This window comes from Streptomyces pluripotens, from assembly GCF_000802245.2.
Taxonomy (GTDB): domain Bacteria; phylum Actinomycetota; class Actinomycetes; order Streptomycetales; family Streptomycetaceae; genus Streptomyces; species Streptomyces pluripotens.
Window position 1 is genome coordinate 6,377,457 of sequence record NZ_CP021080.1, and the last position, 17,171, is coordinate 6,394,627.

General features: G+C 70.1%; 10 protein-coding genes and 3 pseudogenes. 8 read left to right on the forward strand and 5 right to left on the reverse strand.

Annotated features, from left to right (window positions below; genetic code table 11):
• Window positions 1-870: 870 nt before the first annotated feature.
• Both LK06_RS28285 and LK06_RS28290 read left to right on the forward strand, forming a co-directional pair.
• The gene (locus LK06_RS28285) at window positions 871-2,451 is read left to right on the forward strand and encodes a CHAP domain-containing protein (protein ID WP_071659306.1); all 1,581 of its coding nucleotides are present in this window, start codon (window positions 871-873) and stop codon (window positions 2,449-2,451) included.
• 190 nt (window positions 2,452-2,641) lie between these two features.
• A pseudogene (locus LK06_RS28290) lies at window positions 2,642-4,944 on the forward strand (hypothetical protein); the annotation flags it as partial.
• Between the two features lie 334 nt (window positions 4,945-5,278).
• Here LK06_RS28290 and LK06_RS28295 read toward each other — a convergent pair.
• Window positions 5,279-6,040 carry a CDP-alcohol phosphatidyltransferase family protein gene (locus tag LK06_RS28295; protein WP_039657583.1) on the reverse strand — a complete coding sequence of 254 codons (762 nt, stop codon included), beginning with the start codon at window positions 6,038-6,040 and terminating at the stop codon, window positions 5,279-5,281.
• Window positions 6,041-6,147: 107 nt separating this feature from the next.
• Here LK06_RS28295 and LK06_RS28300 point away from each other — a divergent pair, with 107 nt between their 5' ends.
• From LK06_RS28300 to LK06_RS34635, 5 genes and pseudogenes are all read left to right on the forward strand, one after another.
• Entirely contained in the window at window positions 6,148-7,140 is a 993-nt protein-coding gene (locus tag LK06_RS28300; protein ID WP_039657581.1) for a zinc-dependent alcohol dehydrogenase, read from the forward strand.
• 230 nt (window positions 7,141-7,370) lie between these two features.
• A complete protein-coding gene (locus tag LK06_RS28305; protein ID WP_039657579.1) occupies window positions 7,371-7,769 on the forward strand; it encodes a 6-pyruvoyl trahydropterin synthase family protein in 399 nt (132 codons plus the stop codon).
• Window positions 7,770-7,864: 95 nt separating this feature from the next.
• A complete protein-coding gene (locus tag LK06_RS28310) occupies window positions 7,865-9,022 on the forward strand; it encodes a glycosyltransferase family 4 protein (RefSeq protein WP_039657619.1) in 1,158 nt (385 codons plus the stop codon).
• Between the two features lie 239 nt (window positions 9,023-9,261).
• Window positions 9,262-10,167 (forward strand): methyltransferase domain-containing protein, encoded by a 906-nt coding sequence (locus LK06_RS28315; RefSeq protein WP_052270316.1) that lies wholly within the window; start codon window positions 9,262-9,264, stop codon window positions 10,165-10,167.
• A gap of 179 nt (window positions 10,168-10,346) precedes the next feature.
• Window positions 10,347-11,300 (forward strand): annotated as a pseudogene (locus LK06_RS34635) (lysylphosphatidylglycerol synthase transmembrane domain-containing protein); the annotation flags it as partial.
• Window positions 11,301-11,443: 143 nt separating this feature from the next.
• Here the strand turns inward: LK06_RS34635 and LK06_RS28325 are convergent.
• On the reverse strand, window positions 11,444-12,208 hold the full coding sequence (locus LK06_RS28325) for a creatininase family protein (RefSeq protein ID WP_078859081.1): 765 nt from the start codon (window positions 12,206-12,208) through the stop codon (window positions 11,444-11,446).
• Window positions 12,209-12,246: 38 nt separating this feature from the next.
• Between LK06_RS28325 and ribA the strand changes: the two genes are divergently transcribed.
• A complete protein-coding gene (ribA, locus tag LK06_RS28330) occupies window positions 12,247-12,906 on the forward strand; it encodes a GTP cyclohydrolase II (protein WP_039657577.1) in 660 nt (219 codons plus the stop codon).
• 132 nt (window positions 12,907-13,038) lie between these two features.
• On the opposite strand, the pseudogene LK06_RS28335 reads toward ribA, so the two are convergent.
• The 3 genes and pseudogenes from LK06_RS28335 to LK06_RS28345 all read right to left on the reverse strand — a co-directional run bounded on the left by LK06_RS28335 (window position 13,039) and on the right by LK06_RS28345 (window position 17,141).
• A pseudogene (locus LK06_RS28335) lies at window positions 13,039-14,365 on the reverse strand (MFS transporter).
• A gap of 211 nt (window positions 14,366-14,576) precedes the next feature.
• Window positions 14,577-15,740: a glycosyltransferase gene (locus LK06_RS28340; protein WP_086083535.1), complete on the reverse strand. Its 1,164-nt coding sequence runs from the start codon at window positions 15,738-15,740 to the stop codon at window positions 14,577-14,579.
• A gap of 66 nt (window positions 15,741-15,806) precedes the next feature.
• Window positions 15,807-17,141 (reverse strand): nucleotide sugar dehydrogenase, encoded by a 1,335-nt coding sequence (locus LK06_RS28345; RefSeq protein ID WP_078859067.1) that lies wholly within the window; start codon window positions 17,139-17,141, stop codon window positions 15,807-15,809.
• Between the last annotated feature and the right edge of the window lie 30 nt (window positions 17,142-17,171).

Sequence of the window (17,171 nt, forward strand, 5' to 3'; positions counted from 1 at the left end):
GACGACGAACCCACCGGTGCTACTTCGGCATCCGGTTGCTGCGTTCGGCCCCTCGCGACCGGGGCACGGTAGTACCGTGGCCTACGACGGCTCAGCAGGGGAGGGACAGTGATGTTCAGGCGGAAGTGTCGGGCCGAGCCTAGAGGGCATGGAAAAGCCGGGTTCTGACCCTCGGCATCCGAGTGGTCTGGACAGGGTGGTTCTCTTTTCAGACCTTGTGAGATGGTCGAGCCGGCCTATGCGGCCGTTTCACGGGATTTCAGGGAAGCTGGAATGTTTGTGACCGACTTGTTTTCGAGCGGACAGCCTACCTGGTTCTGACTACGGGCAACCCCGACGAGCGGTGTTGATAGGTATAGTAGCCAACGATAACCATCGCGCTGTCATGAACAGCAACGGGCTCCAGCTGGGCAGGCCACTTTGTCGTGAAAGCTCATTGAGCCGGTGGAAACGCCAGTCGGCTTGAAGTTGCTCGACACCACTCAGTCAGTCCACTGATTTGAAGCGCACTCCCATTCTTTGACGACGACACAGCCTTCGGTGGGGTCTATTTGCAATGCTTGCCTGACTGTTGAGTCTGGGTGCTGCTCGTTTGGTTCGTTGTGTCGTTTTGTTGCTTGTGCTGGGTTGTTTTGTGTATGCGCCAACCAAGAAGTCGAGGATGGCTGCGGTGGCAGTCGCCAAGATAATGCTGACTATTCCGAATCCGGCGTCTTTGTTCTTCCGTGCCCGTGATTGCCAAGAATTCATGGGCGTAAACATTAAGAAAAGAAACAGGGAGAGAAGGAAACGTTGCCTCGCCGTCTTTACGATCGTCGCCGAGCGCTACAAATAGGCCTGGCTGCAGTTACGGGAAGTGTCGGATCTGCAGTGCTCGGCCTCGCACCACAAGCGTGGGCTGAAACGGGTGGGTATCCGTACGCTGACTACAACGGCCCAGGGGCCAGCGCACCTGATTCGTGGTGGACGGACGCCAGTGGCAATGGTTGGTCACCCTACGGATATGCATTCCGCAACTGCACCGACTACGTTGCGTGGAAAATGCAGAGCCTCGGAGTGCCCGACAGCTTGACGCGCGGCCTTGGCGATGGCGGGAGCTGGTACGACAACGCCGCTAGCAAGACAGGCTTGAACCGCGGCACATCACCAAAGGTGGGCGCAGCCGCCGTCAGCACAAGTGGTAGCAGGGGACACGTGGCCTACGTGGAAGCCGTCAACGACGACGGATCCATCGTGACGACAGAGTACAACTGGCCTACCAGCGGCGGGTCGTACGATGGAGCATTCCATCAGCGATCAGGCAAGCCGTCAGACATGGGCTTCACTGAGTTTGTGTACTTCGGTGAGCACATGACCAACCCCCCGGACAATTCAGGGGGTAGTACCTCCGACTCCACCTCCAACTACATCATCGCCGTCAAGAAAAGGTCATTCGGGACCACGCAACAGGTCTGGACAGCCACGAAAAGCGGTGTCTATCTGGATCAATGGTGGCCGGGGAGCGGGGGAATCTCGCACACCAAGGTGTACACCGCCGGGGCAGGGCAAGAGGTTGTTCATTTCGACAAGATCACCCAGCCGGACGGCAACACCCAAAACCTGTACATCGCCACCCAAGACACGGCTGGAGGCACAACCGGCGGTATCTACGAAGTATGGTGGGACGGCCATGGGTTCAGTGCGCCAGCCCAGATCATCAAGCGCAACGACGTGCTCAAGGTGGTAGCAGATCTCAAGGTGTCGGGCAGTACTCTCACGCACCGGCTGTACGTACTTGCCCAAGACGGGCCGTATGAATACTGGTGGCGAGACGGCACCGGTGTGAGTAACGGCTATCTGCTGTGGAACATCACCAACGGGCTGGACATCGTCAAGAGCGTCGCACCGAATGGCGCCGACGAGGTGTACGTGGCCGTAAAGGATCACGTGTACCGTATGCGGTGGCCGGTGAACGGAGGCGTACAGAAAACACAAGTGACCGCTTTGGCGGACACCGTGGGCGTCGACGCCCAGACGATCGGGAACACTGTGCTGGTGTATACCGTCACTAAGACGGGTGTCCATGAGACCTGGCAGAAGTACTATCCCGATACGAGTTCATGGTCAGGGCTGAGCAATCCGGCGAAGATTGTCACGGTGCCCAGTGGTGAAATGGTCATCGCCGGGATCAAACGCATGGACGGCACAACACACCAGGTGTACGTGGCCACCGAGCATAACGTCTACCAATACTGGTGGAACTCCACCAGCGGTGGCGTCCAGAGAAGTTCGGCGCTCATTTCCATGGCATCGAGTGACTTCATCACGGGCATCGACGAGTCGGTTGATCCAACCGACAGCGCCATCGAACAGTTGTACACGGTGCATGCGTCATTCGTGAATGAAACGTGGTGGGGCGACGGCAGCCTACATAACGGCAACGCCATCGTGGCGATGTCGCCAGATGAGTAGACGGCACCGCGCGCGCGGGTAGTGGGCAGGGCGCCGTCGAGGTTCGGCTCGCACACTTCACCCCGGACTGCCCGATGACTCTGCCCGACACCCCCTTGAGCCCAGCCGGCGCCGACCGCACCTTCCAGGTGGATCTGCGTGGCCTCGTCGATCTCCTCTCCCACCACCTCTACTCCAGCCCTCGCGTCTACCTGCGCGAACTCTTTCGTACGCGCAGCTTCCCCTACTGCGCACCGGCCGCACCGACCAAGCCCGCGCACTGCACCTCACCGGCTACCGCGCCTGCCGCCGCAACCCCTCGATGTTCGGCGAGGTCGGCCGGCACCTGGAGTTCTGCGCGCTGACCGGCAACGAGGCACGCGGCCTGGAGCTGCTCGCCGAAAACCGGAGCCTGTTCGACGACGTCGACTCGCCGCTGGACCTGCTGAGCTTTCTCACCGGCGTGGAGGTCCTCCTCCGGTGTGTCGAATCCCTCGGCCACGGAGACCTGCCTGCTGCCGGATACGCGGGCCGCATCTGGACGGTGGCCGGTCTGCGCGCCGAGGTGCGTGGCCGTGCCGACGACCTCGCCACCCGCTTCGACGCCCGCAACGGAACCACGGCCCACACCGATCGGCGTAGGGCCCGGCTGGACCGTGCCCCCCTGCTGGACGCACTGGAACTGACCCTGCGCACCCGCGGCCTCGACGACATGGCCCCGGCGGATGCGCCCGCCGCCCGCACAGCTTCCACCGTCCCCGAATCGTTGCCCGAACTCGTCACCCGAGCAAGGGCGTTGGATGAGCAGGGGCATCCGGACGCGGTGGCCTGCTGGGCACGGCTGCGCACGCTCGTTGCCGCCCCCGACTACGCCCCCCTGACGACCCGGCCGTGGGGCCGCTCGAACACCTGCGTGCGGACCTGCTGGCCGACGAGGCGAACCGGGCGAGCGAGAAGGACGAGTTCGACGAATCCGCCGCCCTGCACGAGGAGGCCGCGCGCCTGTACGACGAGGCCGGAGCGCCAGGTCATGCGGTGCTCGCCCGCGCCTGCGCCCTGCTCCCCGCAGGGGAGAGCTCCGCAGAGCGCGCGGACGGAGCCGAGGCGAAGGTCGCCGCGTCGACCGTCGCCCACGCGGCCCTCGTCCGTCTGCACGAGGAGACGCCCGACCTCGCCCCGTACCAGGAGGTCCGCATGCTGCGGCTGCGGGCGACCGCGCTCGGCCTGCGTCTGCAGACGTCGAGGAACGAGGAGCACATCGCACCGGTCCTTGCCGAGGCGGACCTGCTGCTCGCCTTCGCCACCCGGCACGACATCGCCGAACAGGCCTCCGGCGCCCTCATGCTGCGGGCCAGCGCCTACACCCTCTCCGGCGATCTGGCCGCCGCGGTCACGGAGACCGACGACCTCCTCGACCGGCTGACGGCGTACGGCCCCGCCTGGCAACTGCCGCGCACGCTCAGCCTCCGTGGCCGGATCCAGCTCGGCCGGGGGGATGCGCAGGCCGCGCACGAGGACCTGGTCGAGAGCTTGAGACTGGCCGCCGACTGGCCGCCCGGCACCATCGACACCGCCCGCCTCCACGGTGATCTGGCCGAGACCTGCATGCGCCTGGGCCGCCCCGACGAGGCGCTGCGGCACCTTACGCGCTCCGCGGAGCTGGACCTGCGCCACGGCAGCCGGACGGACGCGTTCTGCACCTACATCAATGCGGCCCAGCTCAGCCTCGACCTGGGCCGCGTCGAGGACTGCATCGCTCTGCTCGACTCCCTCCTGGCCGAACCGGACATCGCCGGCGGAGAGCTGGACGACCGGCTCGTCGCCCAACTGCGCCTGACCCGCGCCCGCGCACTGCGCGCAGGGGAGGACCTCAAGGCCGCCACAGCGGAGTTCGCCGCCCTCGCGCCCGAGTCGGCTGGCTGGGACGACGACCCCGGGAGCCACACCGTGATCGCCGCGGAGACTTCCGTACTCCTCGCCGAGTCCGGCGAGTTCGGCCGAGCCCGCGAGGCCGCGAACCAGGCCCTCGCCACCCACGTCCGGGCCCCGCGCTACGAGCAGCTCAGCAGCTGTCTGCGTGAACTCGCCCGCTTCCAGGCCCAACGGCAGGGCTCCGAGGGCCTGGCCGACGCCCTGGCCTTCCTCGCCGACGCGGGCAGGATCGCCGACGAGGCCCGTGCTGCGGGGTACGAGGCCCGCGGTCGTTCCCTGGACAGTGCCCTCGCCTACGAACACGGGCGGGTCAACGCCTACGGCGGTGAGTACGAGACCGCACTGGCCGCTCTGGACAAGGCTCTCACCCTGCTCGGCGAACCGGGACCCGACGAGGACCAAGCCGGAGAGTGGGCCGAGTGCGTCCGTCTTGCGGCTGCCGTGGAGGGCATCTACCTGGAACGCCCCGACCCCGCCCTCACCCGTCTCGGCGGGGCGGTCTCCCGCCTGACCGCACTGGGCCACAGTGAGGAGACCGAGTCGCTGACCTCCCTGGCGGCCAGGCTGCGTGTCGAGGGGTGATGCGGCGGAAGCGGTGCCGGGGCGGCAGCCCGCTCCGGCACCGCGGCGCAGCCTTCCCCGGCCACACGCGTGCCGGTCGGGACCGGGCAGTTGACCCGTCTCGCAGGCGCGCAGGGACGACCCCGCGGTCACTCCCGCGGGCAAGGCAGCCGGAGCCCTGCGTCCGTGACCGCCTCCGCCGTGGCCTTGCCGGCAGGCTGCTGCACCGTGCGCCTCGGCCGCTCCTCGGCGGGCGTGTTCCGCACCCACGCGCGCGGGGCTTCGGTGCCGTGCCGGAAACACATGCGCCGGCCGTGTGTTGAGCTTCCGCGTCTGGCCCCTTGCCGTCCTCAGCTCAGCGCGCTGCCAGTTCCTGGAGCTTCGGTTCGGCCGGAGCCCCGGCCCGCGTACGGGAGTTCCGCCACAGCCACACCACATCCCGGCCGAAGGACCACACCAGCGAGCTGAGCGCGAGCAGTACGACGGCGAGGTTCACCGGATGCGGGAACAGTCCCGCGCCCGCCAGCAGCAGGCACACGCCCTGGACCGCGGCCACGGTCTTGCGGGCGAACGACGGCGGCAGTGGGGCGTTCAGCCAGGGAGCGACGTGGGCGGCGGCGACGAAGGCGTACCGCATCCCGCCGATCAGCAGTACCCACGGGCCCAGCTGCGTGGCCACGTACACGCTCAACACCAGGATCAGGAACGCGTCGACCTCCATGTCGAAGCGGGCGCCCAGCGGGGTCGCGGTTCCCGTGTGGCGGGCCACCTTGCCGTCCACCCCGTCCAACAGCAGGGCTACGGCAGTGAGGGCGACCAGCAGCGTGACCGGCGGTGCGCTTTCGAAGGAGTCCGCGACCAGCGCGGCGACCCCGCCGACCAGGGTGGCCCGGCCGAGCGTGACCCGGTTCGCCGGCCCGAAGGAACTGGGCCGCGAACGGTGCAGGGCACGGGAGAGAACCGCCCAGGTGGCGAACGCGAACGCGAGCCCCGTCAGCCAGCCGGCCGGTCCCATGCCGATCGCCGTACCGAGCAGGGCCAGCAGCAGGATCTGGACACCCGCTCCCACAGCGGTCTCCTGCTGGGGCTTCGCGTCATACGTGTTGTTCAGGGCCACCGCGCATCCTCCGGCCGAGTGACAGAGTCGATCAACGCCGCGTACTGTGCGCGGCCCGTGCACTTCTCGGTACGTGAACAACTTCCCGATCGTTCAGGAGGAAGCAGATGAACCGTCCGGCACGCGCGTTCTGGGTCCACTCGCCCGGCCACGGCGAGTTGCGCGACGTCAGCCTCCGGGAGCCCGCCGAGGGCGAGGTCCTGGTGCGCGCACTGTACTCCGGGGTCAGCCGGGGCACGGAGACGCTCGTCTTCCGCGGCGGGGTCCCCGGCACCCAGCACGCGGCGATGCGTGCGCCGTTCCAAGAGGGCGACTTCCCGGGGCCGGTGAAGTACGGCTACCTGAACGTCGGTGTGGTGGAGGAAGGCCCGGCCGCACTGACCGGCCGCACCGTCTTCTGCCTGTACCCCCACCAGAGCCGGTACGTCGTTCCGGTGACCGCCGTGACCGTGGTGCCGGACCGGGTGCCCGCCGGACGGGCCGTACTCGCGGGAACGGTGGAAACCGCGGTGAACGCCCTGTGGGACGCGGCGCCACTGCTCGGCGACCGGATCGCGGTGGTCGGCGGCGGCATGGTCGGCTGCTCGGTGGCCGCGCTGCTCGCCCGCTTCCCGGGCGTCCGGCTGCAACTCGTCGACACCGACCCGGCCCGCGCGAAGACCGCCGATGCCCTCGGCGTCGACTTCGCCGCCCCCGCCGATGCCCTCGGCGACTGCGATCTCGTCGTGCACGCCAGCGCCACCGAGGCCGGCCTCGCCCGCGCACTCCAGCTCCTCGCACCCGAGGGCACGGTCGTGGAACTGAGCTGGTACGGCGACCGGCATGTCGCCCTGCCCTTGGGCGAGGCCTTCCACTCCCGCCGGCTCACGGTGCGCAGCAGCCAGGTCGGCACCGTCTCCCCGGCCGCCCGCCCCGGCCGCAGCTACGGCGACCGGATGGCGCTCGCCCTGGACCTGCTCGCCGACCCTGCACTGGACGCGCTCATCACCGGTGAGAGCACCTTCGAGGAACTACCGGACGTCATGCCGAAACTCGCCTCCGGAGAGATCCCCGCGCTGTGCCACCGGATCCGGTACGCCGAGCCCAGCGCGACCCGATGAGACCCGATGAGACCCGATGAGAGTGGACCGGGACCGTGTGCGGGAAACCGCCCTCGACCTGGGGGAACCGGGCGCGGTCTGGGGAAGGCGAGACAGGCCTGACCTGAGAAAGGACTGAAAGAGGGCTGAACGCGGGAATGCGAAGAGCCGTACTACACGACATCCCCCGGCAGGCGAGGGCCAGGCAAGGGCCAGGGGGACCAGACGCGCCGCACCTGGAGGGTCGTCCGTTGTTCAGCATCACCGTCCGCGATCACATCATGATCGCCCACAGCTTCCGCGGCGAGGTGTTCGGGCCCGCCCGGCGATTGCACGGCGCCACGTTCCTCGTCGATGCGACGTTCCGCCGCGAACAGCTGGACGAGAACAACATCGTGGTCGACATCGGTCTGGCCACGCGGGAACTGGGCGCGGTCGCAGCCGAGCTGAACTACCGCAACCTCGACGACGAACCCGAGTTCGCCGGCACCAACACCTCCACCGAGTTCCTGGCCAAGGTCATCGCCGACCGGCTCGCCGCACGCATCCACAAGGGTGCCCTGGGTGAGGGCGCCAAGGGTCTGACCGGGATCACGGTCACCTTGCACGAGTCACACATCGCCTGGGCGAGTTACGAGCGTGGCCTGTGACCGACCTGACGCTGACGAAGACGGAGCGGACCGGGCATCCGGAACAGGCCGTCCGGAAGGCCACGGCGATGGGCAACGGCGATCCGGCGGGGACGATGCGGCTCCCCGGCGTGCCCGCCCAGCCCACCGCCACCGAGGACCCCGGAATCATCCCCATGTCCCTGCGAACCGTGCACTTCGTCATGCCGGGCGGTGTCGACGACCCGGCCGCGCCCAGCGGCGGTAACGCCTACGACCGTCGGGTCTGCTTGGACCTGCCCGGCTTCGGCTGGCAGGTCACCCGGCACGCCGTGCCCGGCACCTGGCCACGTCCGGACGCGGCCGACCGGGAACGCCTCGCCCGTACGCTGCGAGACCTGCCCGACGACGCGGTCGTCCTGCTCGACGGGCTGGTCGCCTGCGGCGTCCCGGAGACCGTCGTACCCGAGGCCGAACGTCTGCGTCTGGCGGTCCTGGTGCACCTGCCGCTCGGTGACGAGACGGGTCTCACCCCGGCGCTCGCCGCTGATCTCGACGCCCGCGAACGCGCCGTGCTCCGTACGGTACCCGCGGTGGTCGCCACCAGTGAGTGGGCCGTGCGCCGTCTCGTCTCCCACCACGGTCTCACCCCCGGCCGGGTGCACGTCGCCGCACCGGGGGCCGACATCGCGCCCCTCGCGCCCGGCTCCGACGGCGTCTCCCGGCTGCTGTGCGTGGCCGCGGTGACCCCGCGCAAGGGCCAGCACCGGTTGGTGGAGGCGCTCGCGACGGTACGGGACCTGCCGTGGACCTGCGCGTGCGTCGGCGGCCTCGGCCACGATCCCGGGTACGTCGCCGACCTGCGCGACCTCATCGACCGGTACGGTCTCTCCGACCGCCTGCACCTGACCGGCCCGCGTTCCGGAGCTGACCTCGACGCCGCCTACGCCGCCGCCGACCTGATGGTCCTCACCTCCTACGCCGAGACCTACGGCATGGCGGTCACCGAGGCCCTCGCCCGCGGCATCCCGGTCCTCGCCACCGATGTCGGCGGCCTACCCGAGGCAGTCGGCCGGGCCCCCGACGGCGGAGTTCCGGGCATCCTCGTTCCGCCCGAGGACCCCGCCGCACTCGCCGCCGAACTGCGCGGCTGGTTCGGCGAGCCCGACGTGCGCCGTCGGCTCAAGGCGGCCGCCCGTGGCCGTCGCGCGGCACTCGACGGCTGGGCGGCCACCGCCCGCAGCCTGGCCGGAGTCCTGCAGCGGCTCCCCGAAGCACCGAGGAGAGCGGCATGAGGGGCGCACGAAGCGCGGCGAACGGTTCGGTCCCGGCCCAGCCGGAGCCGACAGGGCCCGGAAGGATCGGAGTGACGGATGGAGGGACCGGGCCCGTCCGGTGGGCCAGCCGCCCGGAAAAACCGGCCGGGACACCCGGCGCCACCGACGGAAGAGCCACCCCCGCCGCCGGAGCCGAACCCTCCGCATCTGCCGCCGGCACCACGTCCGCCGCCGAAAGCCCTGGTGCCGTCACCGTCATCCCCGGTGCCGGCCCCGTCACCCGCCCGGGCGAGCGGGCCACCGTACGGCTGCGCGACGGCGGCCCGAAGGAGCCTCCGCGGTACGCGCCCGAATGGCTTGAGCTGCGGGAGCGTGCCGACGCGGCCGCGCGGGCACAGGACCTGCTGGACCCGCTGCGGATCCGGTGGGCCGCCGGGCCGCGCCGGGCGGGCGGACTGGTCGTGCACGACCTCGGTTGTGGCACTGGATCAATGGGCCGCTGGCTGGCGCCCCGCCTGGACGGTGCCCAGCACTGGGTCCTGCACGACCGCGACCCCTACCTGCTGCACTTCGCCGCCGTGGCCTGCCCACGCACGGCCGCCGACGGCAGCCCCGTCACGGTCGAGACGCGCCGCGGCGACGTGGCCCGGCTCACCCCGGACGCGCTGTCCGGGGCCTCGTTGGTGACCGCGTCCGCACTGCTCGATGTCCTCACCCGTGAAGAGGTCGAAGCCCTCGCTGGCGCCTGCGCGGGCGCCGGTTGCCCGGCCCTGCTCACCCTCTCCGTCGCGGGCCGTGTCGAACTCACGCCGGCCGACCCGCTGGACGCCGCGATGACCGAGGCGTTCAACGCACATCAGCGTCGCTCGGGACTTCTGGGGCCGGACGCGGTCACCGTGACGTGCGAGGCCTTCGCCCAGCGCGGCGCGACGGTACGGGTACAGCCCAGCCTGTGGCGGCTCGGCCCCGAGGAGCCGGAGCTCACCGAGCAGTGGCTGCGCGGCTGGGTGGGCGCGGCCACCGAACAGCGTCCGGAACTACGCGAACACGCCGAACGCTACCTGCATGAACGGTTGGCTGCCTGCGCGGCCGGTGAGCTGCGGGCCGTGGTTCACCACAGCGACCTGCTGGCCCTGCCCCAGCCGATGGACGGCGCGTCATGAGCGCGGGTGCGGCGGCCGGGCCGGGAGCCTGCGCGTACCCGCGTGCGACGCCACCGGACGTGACACCCGCCCGCCTGCAGTCCGCTGACACCGCACGTGCGCGCGGGCAGTCCGCGCACACGGCATGTGCGCGCGGACAGTTCCCCAGGGCGATACACGCACCAGTCCAGGTCGCCGACATGGCCCACGTACGTGCGCGGCACGCCGGCGGCGGGCGCGTCCCTGACGCCACGACGGCGCTCGCAGAACCTGATTCGCCCGAGGGCACGCCAGCGTCCGCACCCGGGCCGAACCGCCCGGTTCCATGCCGCCGCTTCGGAGCCCGGGCCCTGCGCACCCACCTCGGCACCCTCGCCGGTGCGGTCATTCTCGTGGCCCTCCTGTGGCGGCTCGGCACCGGAGTCCTGCTCGACGGGCTCCAGCGGATCGACACTCCGACCGTGTTGGCTGCGCTGGGCATCGGCGGGGTCACCACCGTGTTGAGTGCATGGCGCTGGCAGTTGGTGGCCCGGGGGCTGCACATCCGACTGCCCCTGGGGACGGCCATCGCCGACTATTACCGTGCGCTGTTCCTGAACGCAGCCCTGCCCGGCGGAGTCCTGGGCGACGTGCACCGGGCGGTACGGCACGGACAAGGCGCCGGTGACATCAAACGCGGGGTCAAGACGGTCGTGCTGGAGCGGGCCGCCGGACAGATCGCGCTGGCCGTGGCCGGCGCGACGGTGCTGCTCACCTTGCCGTCCCCGGTCCGCGCGGACGTCCGCAGCTTCGCCGCACCAGCGGCCTACGCCACCGCCGGTGTGCTCGCCGTCGTTCTCGCCGTCCGGATGAACCGGGCACCCGCACGCCGCGGCGGCCGTCTGCGCGCGGTCGTCGGTGAGGTCCGGCACGGGCTGTTGTCCCGGCAGAACGGGCCGGGCATCGCGTTCTCCTCCGCCGTCATCCTCGCCGGCCACCTGGCGATGTTCGCCGTGGCCGCCCGGGTCGCCGGCTCCGCCGTGTCGGTCGTGGCGCTGACTCCGCTCGCCGTCCTCGCCCTGGCCGCCATGGGCCTGCCGCTGAACGTAGGCGGTTTCGGCCCCCGCGAGGGCGTCACCGCCTGGGCGTTCGCCGCCGCGGGCCTGGGCGCGGACACCGGGGTCGCTGTCGCCGTCGTCTACGGGGTGCTCAGCTTCGTGGCGAGCCTGCCCGGTGCCGCCGTCCTCGCTGCGCGCTGGTACACGGGCGCGCGGGCCGGGGCCACCGCGGCGGCTCCCGGGCCCACCGGGGGAACGGACTACCCGCGTCCCTCGGTGGCGGTGAGCAACGCGGCATACGGTCCGAAGGAATCGGCGAGGCTCGCCAGGAGCGCCTTCCCCTTTTCCGCCGACCCCAGGGAAGGACAGCCTATGACACCCGATTCGGTATAGGCGGACATTCCCGTGGTGAGCAGATGACGGCGATCATCGGCCGTGAAATCGGCGGACTCGTAACCAGGGCGGACACATTCGGGATGAGCGTGCAGCAGAATGGAGGTCTCGATTTCCCCCGCGTGCATGTCGGTCAGCAGCGAGGTGTGCACCCCCGCCCGCTCGCGTGCCGCCTCCCAGTCCTCGGCGGCCGGGAACAGCGCCACCTTCTCGCCGCGCGCGGAGGCTTCCTGTACGACGTTGCCCAGCACGTAGTTGCCGCCGTGGCCGTTGACCACGACGAGCGCGCCGATGCCGGAGCGGCGCAGCGACGCCGCGATGTCTTTGACCACCGCATGCAGAGTCGTGGCCGAGATGCTGACCGTCCCCGGCCAGGCCGCGTGCTCATGGGAGCAGGAAACCGTCACCGGAGGAAGGAGGTGTACCGGGTACGCTGCGGCGATCTCCCGCGCCAGGGCGCAGGCGACCAGTGTGTCGGTCGCCAGCGGAAGGAACGGGCCGTGCTGTTCGAAACTCCCGACGGGCAGGACGGCGACCTGTACTGAAACGTCCGCCCCCCGCATCCGTACGTCTTCCGTAGTGTCCGTCGGCACCACCCCGAATGCCGCCGTACGCGCGTCCGAACCACTCATCTCTTCACGGCCTTTCGTCTCTGCTTAGGAATCAGATCATGACAGAAAACATCGGTGTCCTCGGCAAGAAGTCCCCGCGGCGTTCGGGTGCGGAGCGCGTCGTGAATGCCCCGCTGCCCACCGTGTACGGAAAATTCCAGGCGATCGGCTACCTGGACCACGACCGCGGTGATGAACAAGTCGCCCTGGTATACGGTGACATCGGTGCCGAGAACGTGCTGACGAGGCTGCACTCCGAGTGCCTGACCGGAGACGCCTTCGGCTCCCGCCACTGCGAGTGCGGTGACCAACTGGCGGCCGCACTGCGCGCGGTGGCCACCGAGGGCAGCGGAATCGTCGTCTACCTGAGGGGCCACGAGGGTCGCGGCATCGGGCTCCTCGCCAAACTGCGCGCGATGGCCCTGCAGGCGGAGGGGTTGGACACCGTGGAAGCGAACCTCGCGCTCGGGCTGCCGGTCGACGCCCGCGACTACCGCGTGGCGGCCGACATCCTGCACGACCTCAACGTCCGTTCAGTGCGGCTGATGTCCAACAACCCGCGCAAGCGAGAGGCCCTGGTCCGACACGGCATCCAGGTCGCCGAGCAGGTGCCGCTGTTGATCGAGCCCTGCGAGAGCAACATCACCTACCTGCGGACCAAGCGGGAGCGGATGGACCACCACCTGCCCCATCTGGACGCCGTGGCCCAGGGCTCCTGACACCGCCCGGCACCCCCTGTCGGGCCGTCCTCCGGCACACACGGCGCACACCGGGGAAACTGTCGCGGCTGTGCCACGTCCCCCGCGCGTACGCTGCCCAGCGCTCCGCTGCCCGCCGGAGGTGCTCGTTCCTCATCGTCGCGCGGTGACCCCGCCGGTGCCCCGTGCACCGGCGACGTACGTGCCCGGCACGACAGAATCGGACCCAGGTAGAGCGCAGGCCAGGGGTATACCGAGCGTGGCCACGGCCGCCAGCACGAGCAGCGCCGGCCCGGTGCCCGCGTCCAGCAACGTGGTCGCCGCCGCTACCCCCACGGCCGGGCCCACGTTGAGCGCGGTCTGCTGCAGCCCACCGGCAACCCCGGCCACACCTGGGTCCGCCCGTCGTACGATCACATGGGTGGCGGCCATCATCACCGTGCCGAACCCAGCCCCCAGCAGCGCGAAGGCGCACGCAAGGGCCGGAACAGCGGTGGCCCGGGACAGCGGTGGCCCGGGACAGCACGGCACCACCTAGCGCCACAACCGCCGCCGCAGCTCTCGTAGCGGCCCGCACTCCGAACCGGCGCAGCACCACGGGGCACAGGGCCGCGGACAACACCATCAGCACCGCCAGCGGCAGGCTGCGCAGCGCACTGCGGAACGGGTCCAGGCCGAGGCGGCGCTGCAGCAGATACGTGGCGACGAACAGGGTGCCGAACAGGGACGCGGACACGGCGACCAGGATGCCGAAGGCCGCCCCGGCCGCTCGCGAGCCAATCACTTCCGGCGGCGGTAGCGGGCTCGCCGCCCGTCGCTCGCGCCGCACGAGAGCGGCAGCCGCGAGTAGCGCCAGGACACCGCTCACCGGCACGGCGGGCCGGGTGGCCAGCGTGTGCACCAGGCAACCCAGTGACACGGCGAGCAGCACGGCACCCGGCAGGTCCAGGGGCGTCCGCCGGCCCGCCGGGCGCGGGTCCGCCGGGCGCGGGTCCGGCCGGAACAGGGCCGGCAGCCCGAACGCGAGCGCCGGCAGCACGTTGACGAAGAACACTGCCCGCCAGCCCAGGTCCGTCACCAGTGCCCCGCCCACCAGCGGTCCCGCAGCCGTGGCCAACCCGATCGCGCCGGTTCGCACTGCGAGGGGCCGCGCGAGCCGGTCCGCCGGGTACGCGGCCCGCAGCATCCCGAGCGTGGCAGGTTGCAGCAACGCCCCGAACACGCCTTGCAGCGCCCGCAACCCAGTCACCCAGCCCACTTCGGGCGCGAAGCCGATGCCTGCCGAGGCTGCACCGAACCCCAGCATGCCGAGCGCGAACGTTCGCTGCTGTCCGTACCGGTCGCTGAGTCTCCCCCCGAACACCAGCAGGCCCGCCACCACGACCAGATACGCCGTACTGGTCCACTGCACCTGGCCGAACGTAGTGTGTCCGCGAGGTGCGGTATGCGGATAGTGGATACGGCATACGAGCGACTGCATACCGGCTACCGGCTACCGGCTACCGGCTACCGGCAATCGGCTGCCGGATGCGGGCCCTCCTGTTCGCGGTCCCGGCGGCGCCAGCCCCTGTGCAGTGTCAGGCCTTGAGACCATCTGCCCCCGGGTCCGGCCTGGGAACATCCGGTCTTGGGAACGTCCGGTCTGGGAAGCGACCTCTGAGGGTGCCAAGATTCCGGGGCTATGGACGGGGTCAGCCGGGACGGGCCGGTTGGTCCACCCGGGGGTCCGGCGAAGCTGCAGTCGCGGTCGCTCCGTCCTCGACCCATGTCTGCAGCAGGTCCACGAACTCGGTTGCTTGGGTCTGCCAGTTGAGCTCCGACAGGGCGGCTGCACGGCCCTGTCGGGCGGTGCTCAGACGCAGCGCGGCGTCACCGGCGAGGCGACGGACCGCATCCGCCGCCGCCCGTGGATCCTCATAGGGGACCACGAGACCACATCGGTGCTGTTCGACCAGCTGTGCGGCCAGCGGGGTCGGGGTGGTGACGACGGGAACGCCGTGGGCCATGTACTCGACGACCTTCGTGGGTCTGGAATGGCGGTAGTTGGGCTGGTCATGGAGGAGGGACAGACCTGCCAGCGCACCAGGGAGCAGGGCGAGCGCCCGGTCGTTGGGCAGGAAACCGTGCCAGTGCAGCACTCCGTCCCGGCCTGCTGCCGCGAGTGCGTCCCGGATATCGGGGTCCGCCGCGCCGATCGCCTCGACCCGGACCTCCGGGGCCAGCAGCCGTGCCGTGGCGATGAGGTCCAGGGCGCCGCGTGCGCGAGACAGGTGGCCGAGGTAGACGATCCGTCCGGTGCCGGGTGGCGGGGGCGGGCCGACCGGCGGGGTGGCGAGGTTGGGGATGACGGGGTGGGGCCGGCGGAATCGGGTCTGGTAGGCGTCCTCGGCGAGGAGCAGTCGCAGGTGGCGTTCGGCCAGTCGTTCCAACGCCCGCACTGCGGCCCGTAGTAGTGGGCGCAGTGCACCGGGCACCCAGTTCTTCATGGCCAGTGCTGCCGCCGTGTCCTCGTGGACGTCCCACACGGTGACGGGGGCTGGACCGGACCGCCGCCAGCGGCGCAGTGTGCCGCGCAGGGCCAGCAGTAGCTCGGGATCGTGCAGCAGCACCACGTCGGCCGCCGGTCCGCGTTGGGCCAGCAGGTTCCGGGCCGCACGCAGTGCGGTACGGCGGTCCCGGCCGGCCGCGCGGGGCAGGTCGACTCCCTCGACGTAGGGCCGTGGAGTCGTCTCGAGGGCGGCGAACGGAGCTGCGTACACCACGTGGTGGCCACGCTCGCGCAGAGCGGCTATCTCCCGGTGCAGTATGCGTGCGTCCTCGGGGTGGTGGACGACGGTGACGACCAGTATCCGCATGGAAGTGCCTTTCGGGTCGGCTCGATTCCGCGGGCGGGCCAGGCGATCGGCATCGGGGCCGGAGGTCTAGAGAACCTCAACGCCGGGTTGGAAGATCCGGCCGCGGGTGTCGAACAGCAGCCGCGCGGTATCGGCGATGGCCCGCAAGTCGTAGGCGGAGTGGTCCTGGAGCAGGATCGTCAGGTCCTGTTCGCGCAGTGCGGCCGTCAGATCGCCGGCGCGGGGGACGGCGACCCCGTCGACGGACCACAGCGGGACGTGCGGATCGTGGAAGGCGACCTCGGCTTTCCGTTCCTTCAGCAGCCGTGCCACGGGCACTGCCGGGGTCTCCCGCCGGTCGGCGACGTCCGGCTTGTAGGTGATGCCGAGCAGCAAGACCCGTGAACCGTGCAGCGGGCGTCCCGCGGAATTGAGCAGGTCCTGGGCCCGACGGACCACGTACTCCGGCATGCGTCGGTTGATCTCCTGGGCCAGCTCAATGAACCGGAACTCGTGCCCCAGGGACGAACGTACCTTGTAGGAGAGGTAGTTGGGGTCAATGGGTATGCAGTGGCCGCCCACTCCGGGGCTGGGGCGGAAGGCCTGGAAGCCGAAGGGCTTGGTTCCCGCGCAGCGGATCGCGTCCCACACGTCGACGTGCAGTTCGCGGCTGATGATGGCCAGTTCGTTGACCAGGGCGATGTTGACGTGCCGGTAGGTGTTCTCCAGGAGTTTGGCCATCTCGGCCTCGCGGGTGCCCCTGGCCTGTACGACCGTGTCCACGATCTTGCCGTAGAAGGCCACCGCACGCACCGCGCAGGACGGGGTGCATCCGCCGACCACCTTCGGCGTCTCACGCAGCCCGTGCTGGGTGTTGCCGGGGTCGATCCGCTCGGGAGAGAAGGCGAGCGCGAAGTCCTCGCCGGCGCGCAGCCCGGTCTCCTCCAATAGGGGGCGTACGACCTCCTCGGTGGTGCCCGGATAGGTCGTCGACTCCAGCACTACCAACTGGCCGCGCTGCAGGTGGCCGGCCACCGCGCGGGCAGCCGAGACGACCGCGCCCAGGTCCGGTCCCCCGTCCTCACCGAGCGGTGTCGGCACACAGATCACCACGGTCTGAGCCCGGGCCAGACAGGCACCATCGGTGGAAGCGGTGAAACCGGCGTCCCGCATCCTGCGCACGTCGCGGTCGGACACGTCATCGATGTGCGAACGGCCGGAGTTCAGCCGTGTGACGACCCGTGGGTCGCGATCCAGGCCCACGACACGCAGGCCCACCGAGGCCGCCTCCCGGGCCAGGGGCAGTCCGACGTAACCGAGTCCGATCACTGCGAGCTCGACGGCGTCGGGCCGTCCTTCCTGCCGCTCGTCCCCGAGCGGTTCACTGCTGTCCCCGAGGTGTTGGTTCCGTTCGACCTGCATAAGGAATCACCCGGCCTTCACGGCTGGACT

Excerpts from the sequence above, each read along its gene's own strand:
- LK06_RS28300 (WP_039657581.1), top strand. The coding sequence starts at position 6,148 with ATGAACCGTCCGGCACGCGCGTTCTGGGTCCACTCGCCCGGCCACGGC.
- LK06_RS28340 (WP_086083535.1), bottom strand. The coding sequence starts at position 15,740 with ATGCGGATACTGGTCGTCACCGTCGTCCACCACCCCGAGGACGCACGC.
- ribA (WP_039657577.1), top strand. The coding sequence starts at position 12,247 with ATGACAGAAAACATCGGTGTCCTCGGCAAGAAGTCCCCGCGGCGTTCG.
- LK06_RS28345 (WP_078859067.1), bottom strand. The coding sequence starts at position 17,141 with ATGCAGGTCGAACGGAACCAACACCTCGGGGACAGCAGTGAACCGCTC.
- LK06_RS28310 (WP_039657619.1), top strand. The coding sequence starts at position 7,865 with ATGCGGCTCCCCGGCGTGCCCGCCCAGCCCACCGCCACCGAGGACCCC.
- LK06_RS28325 (WP_078859081.1), bottom strand. The coding sequence starts at position 12,208 with ATGAGTGGTTCGGACGCGCGTACGGCGGCATTCGGGGTGGTGCCGACG.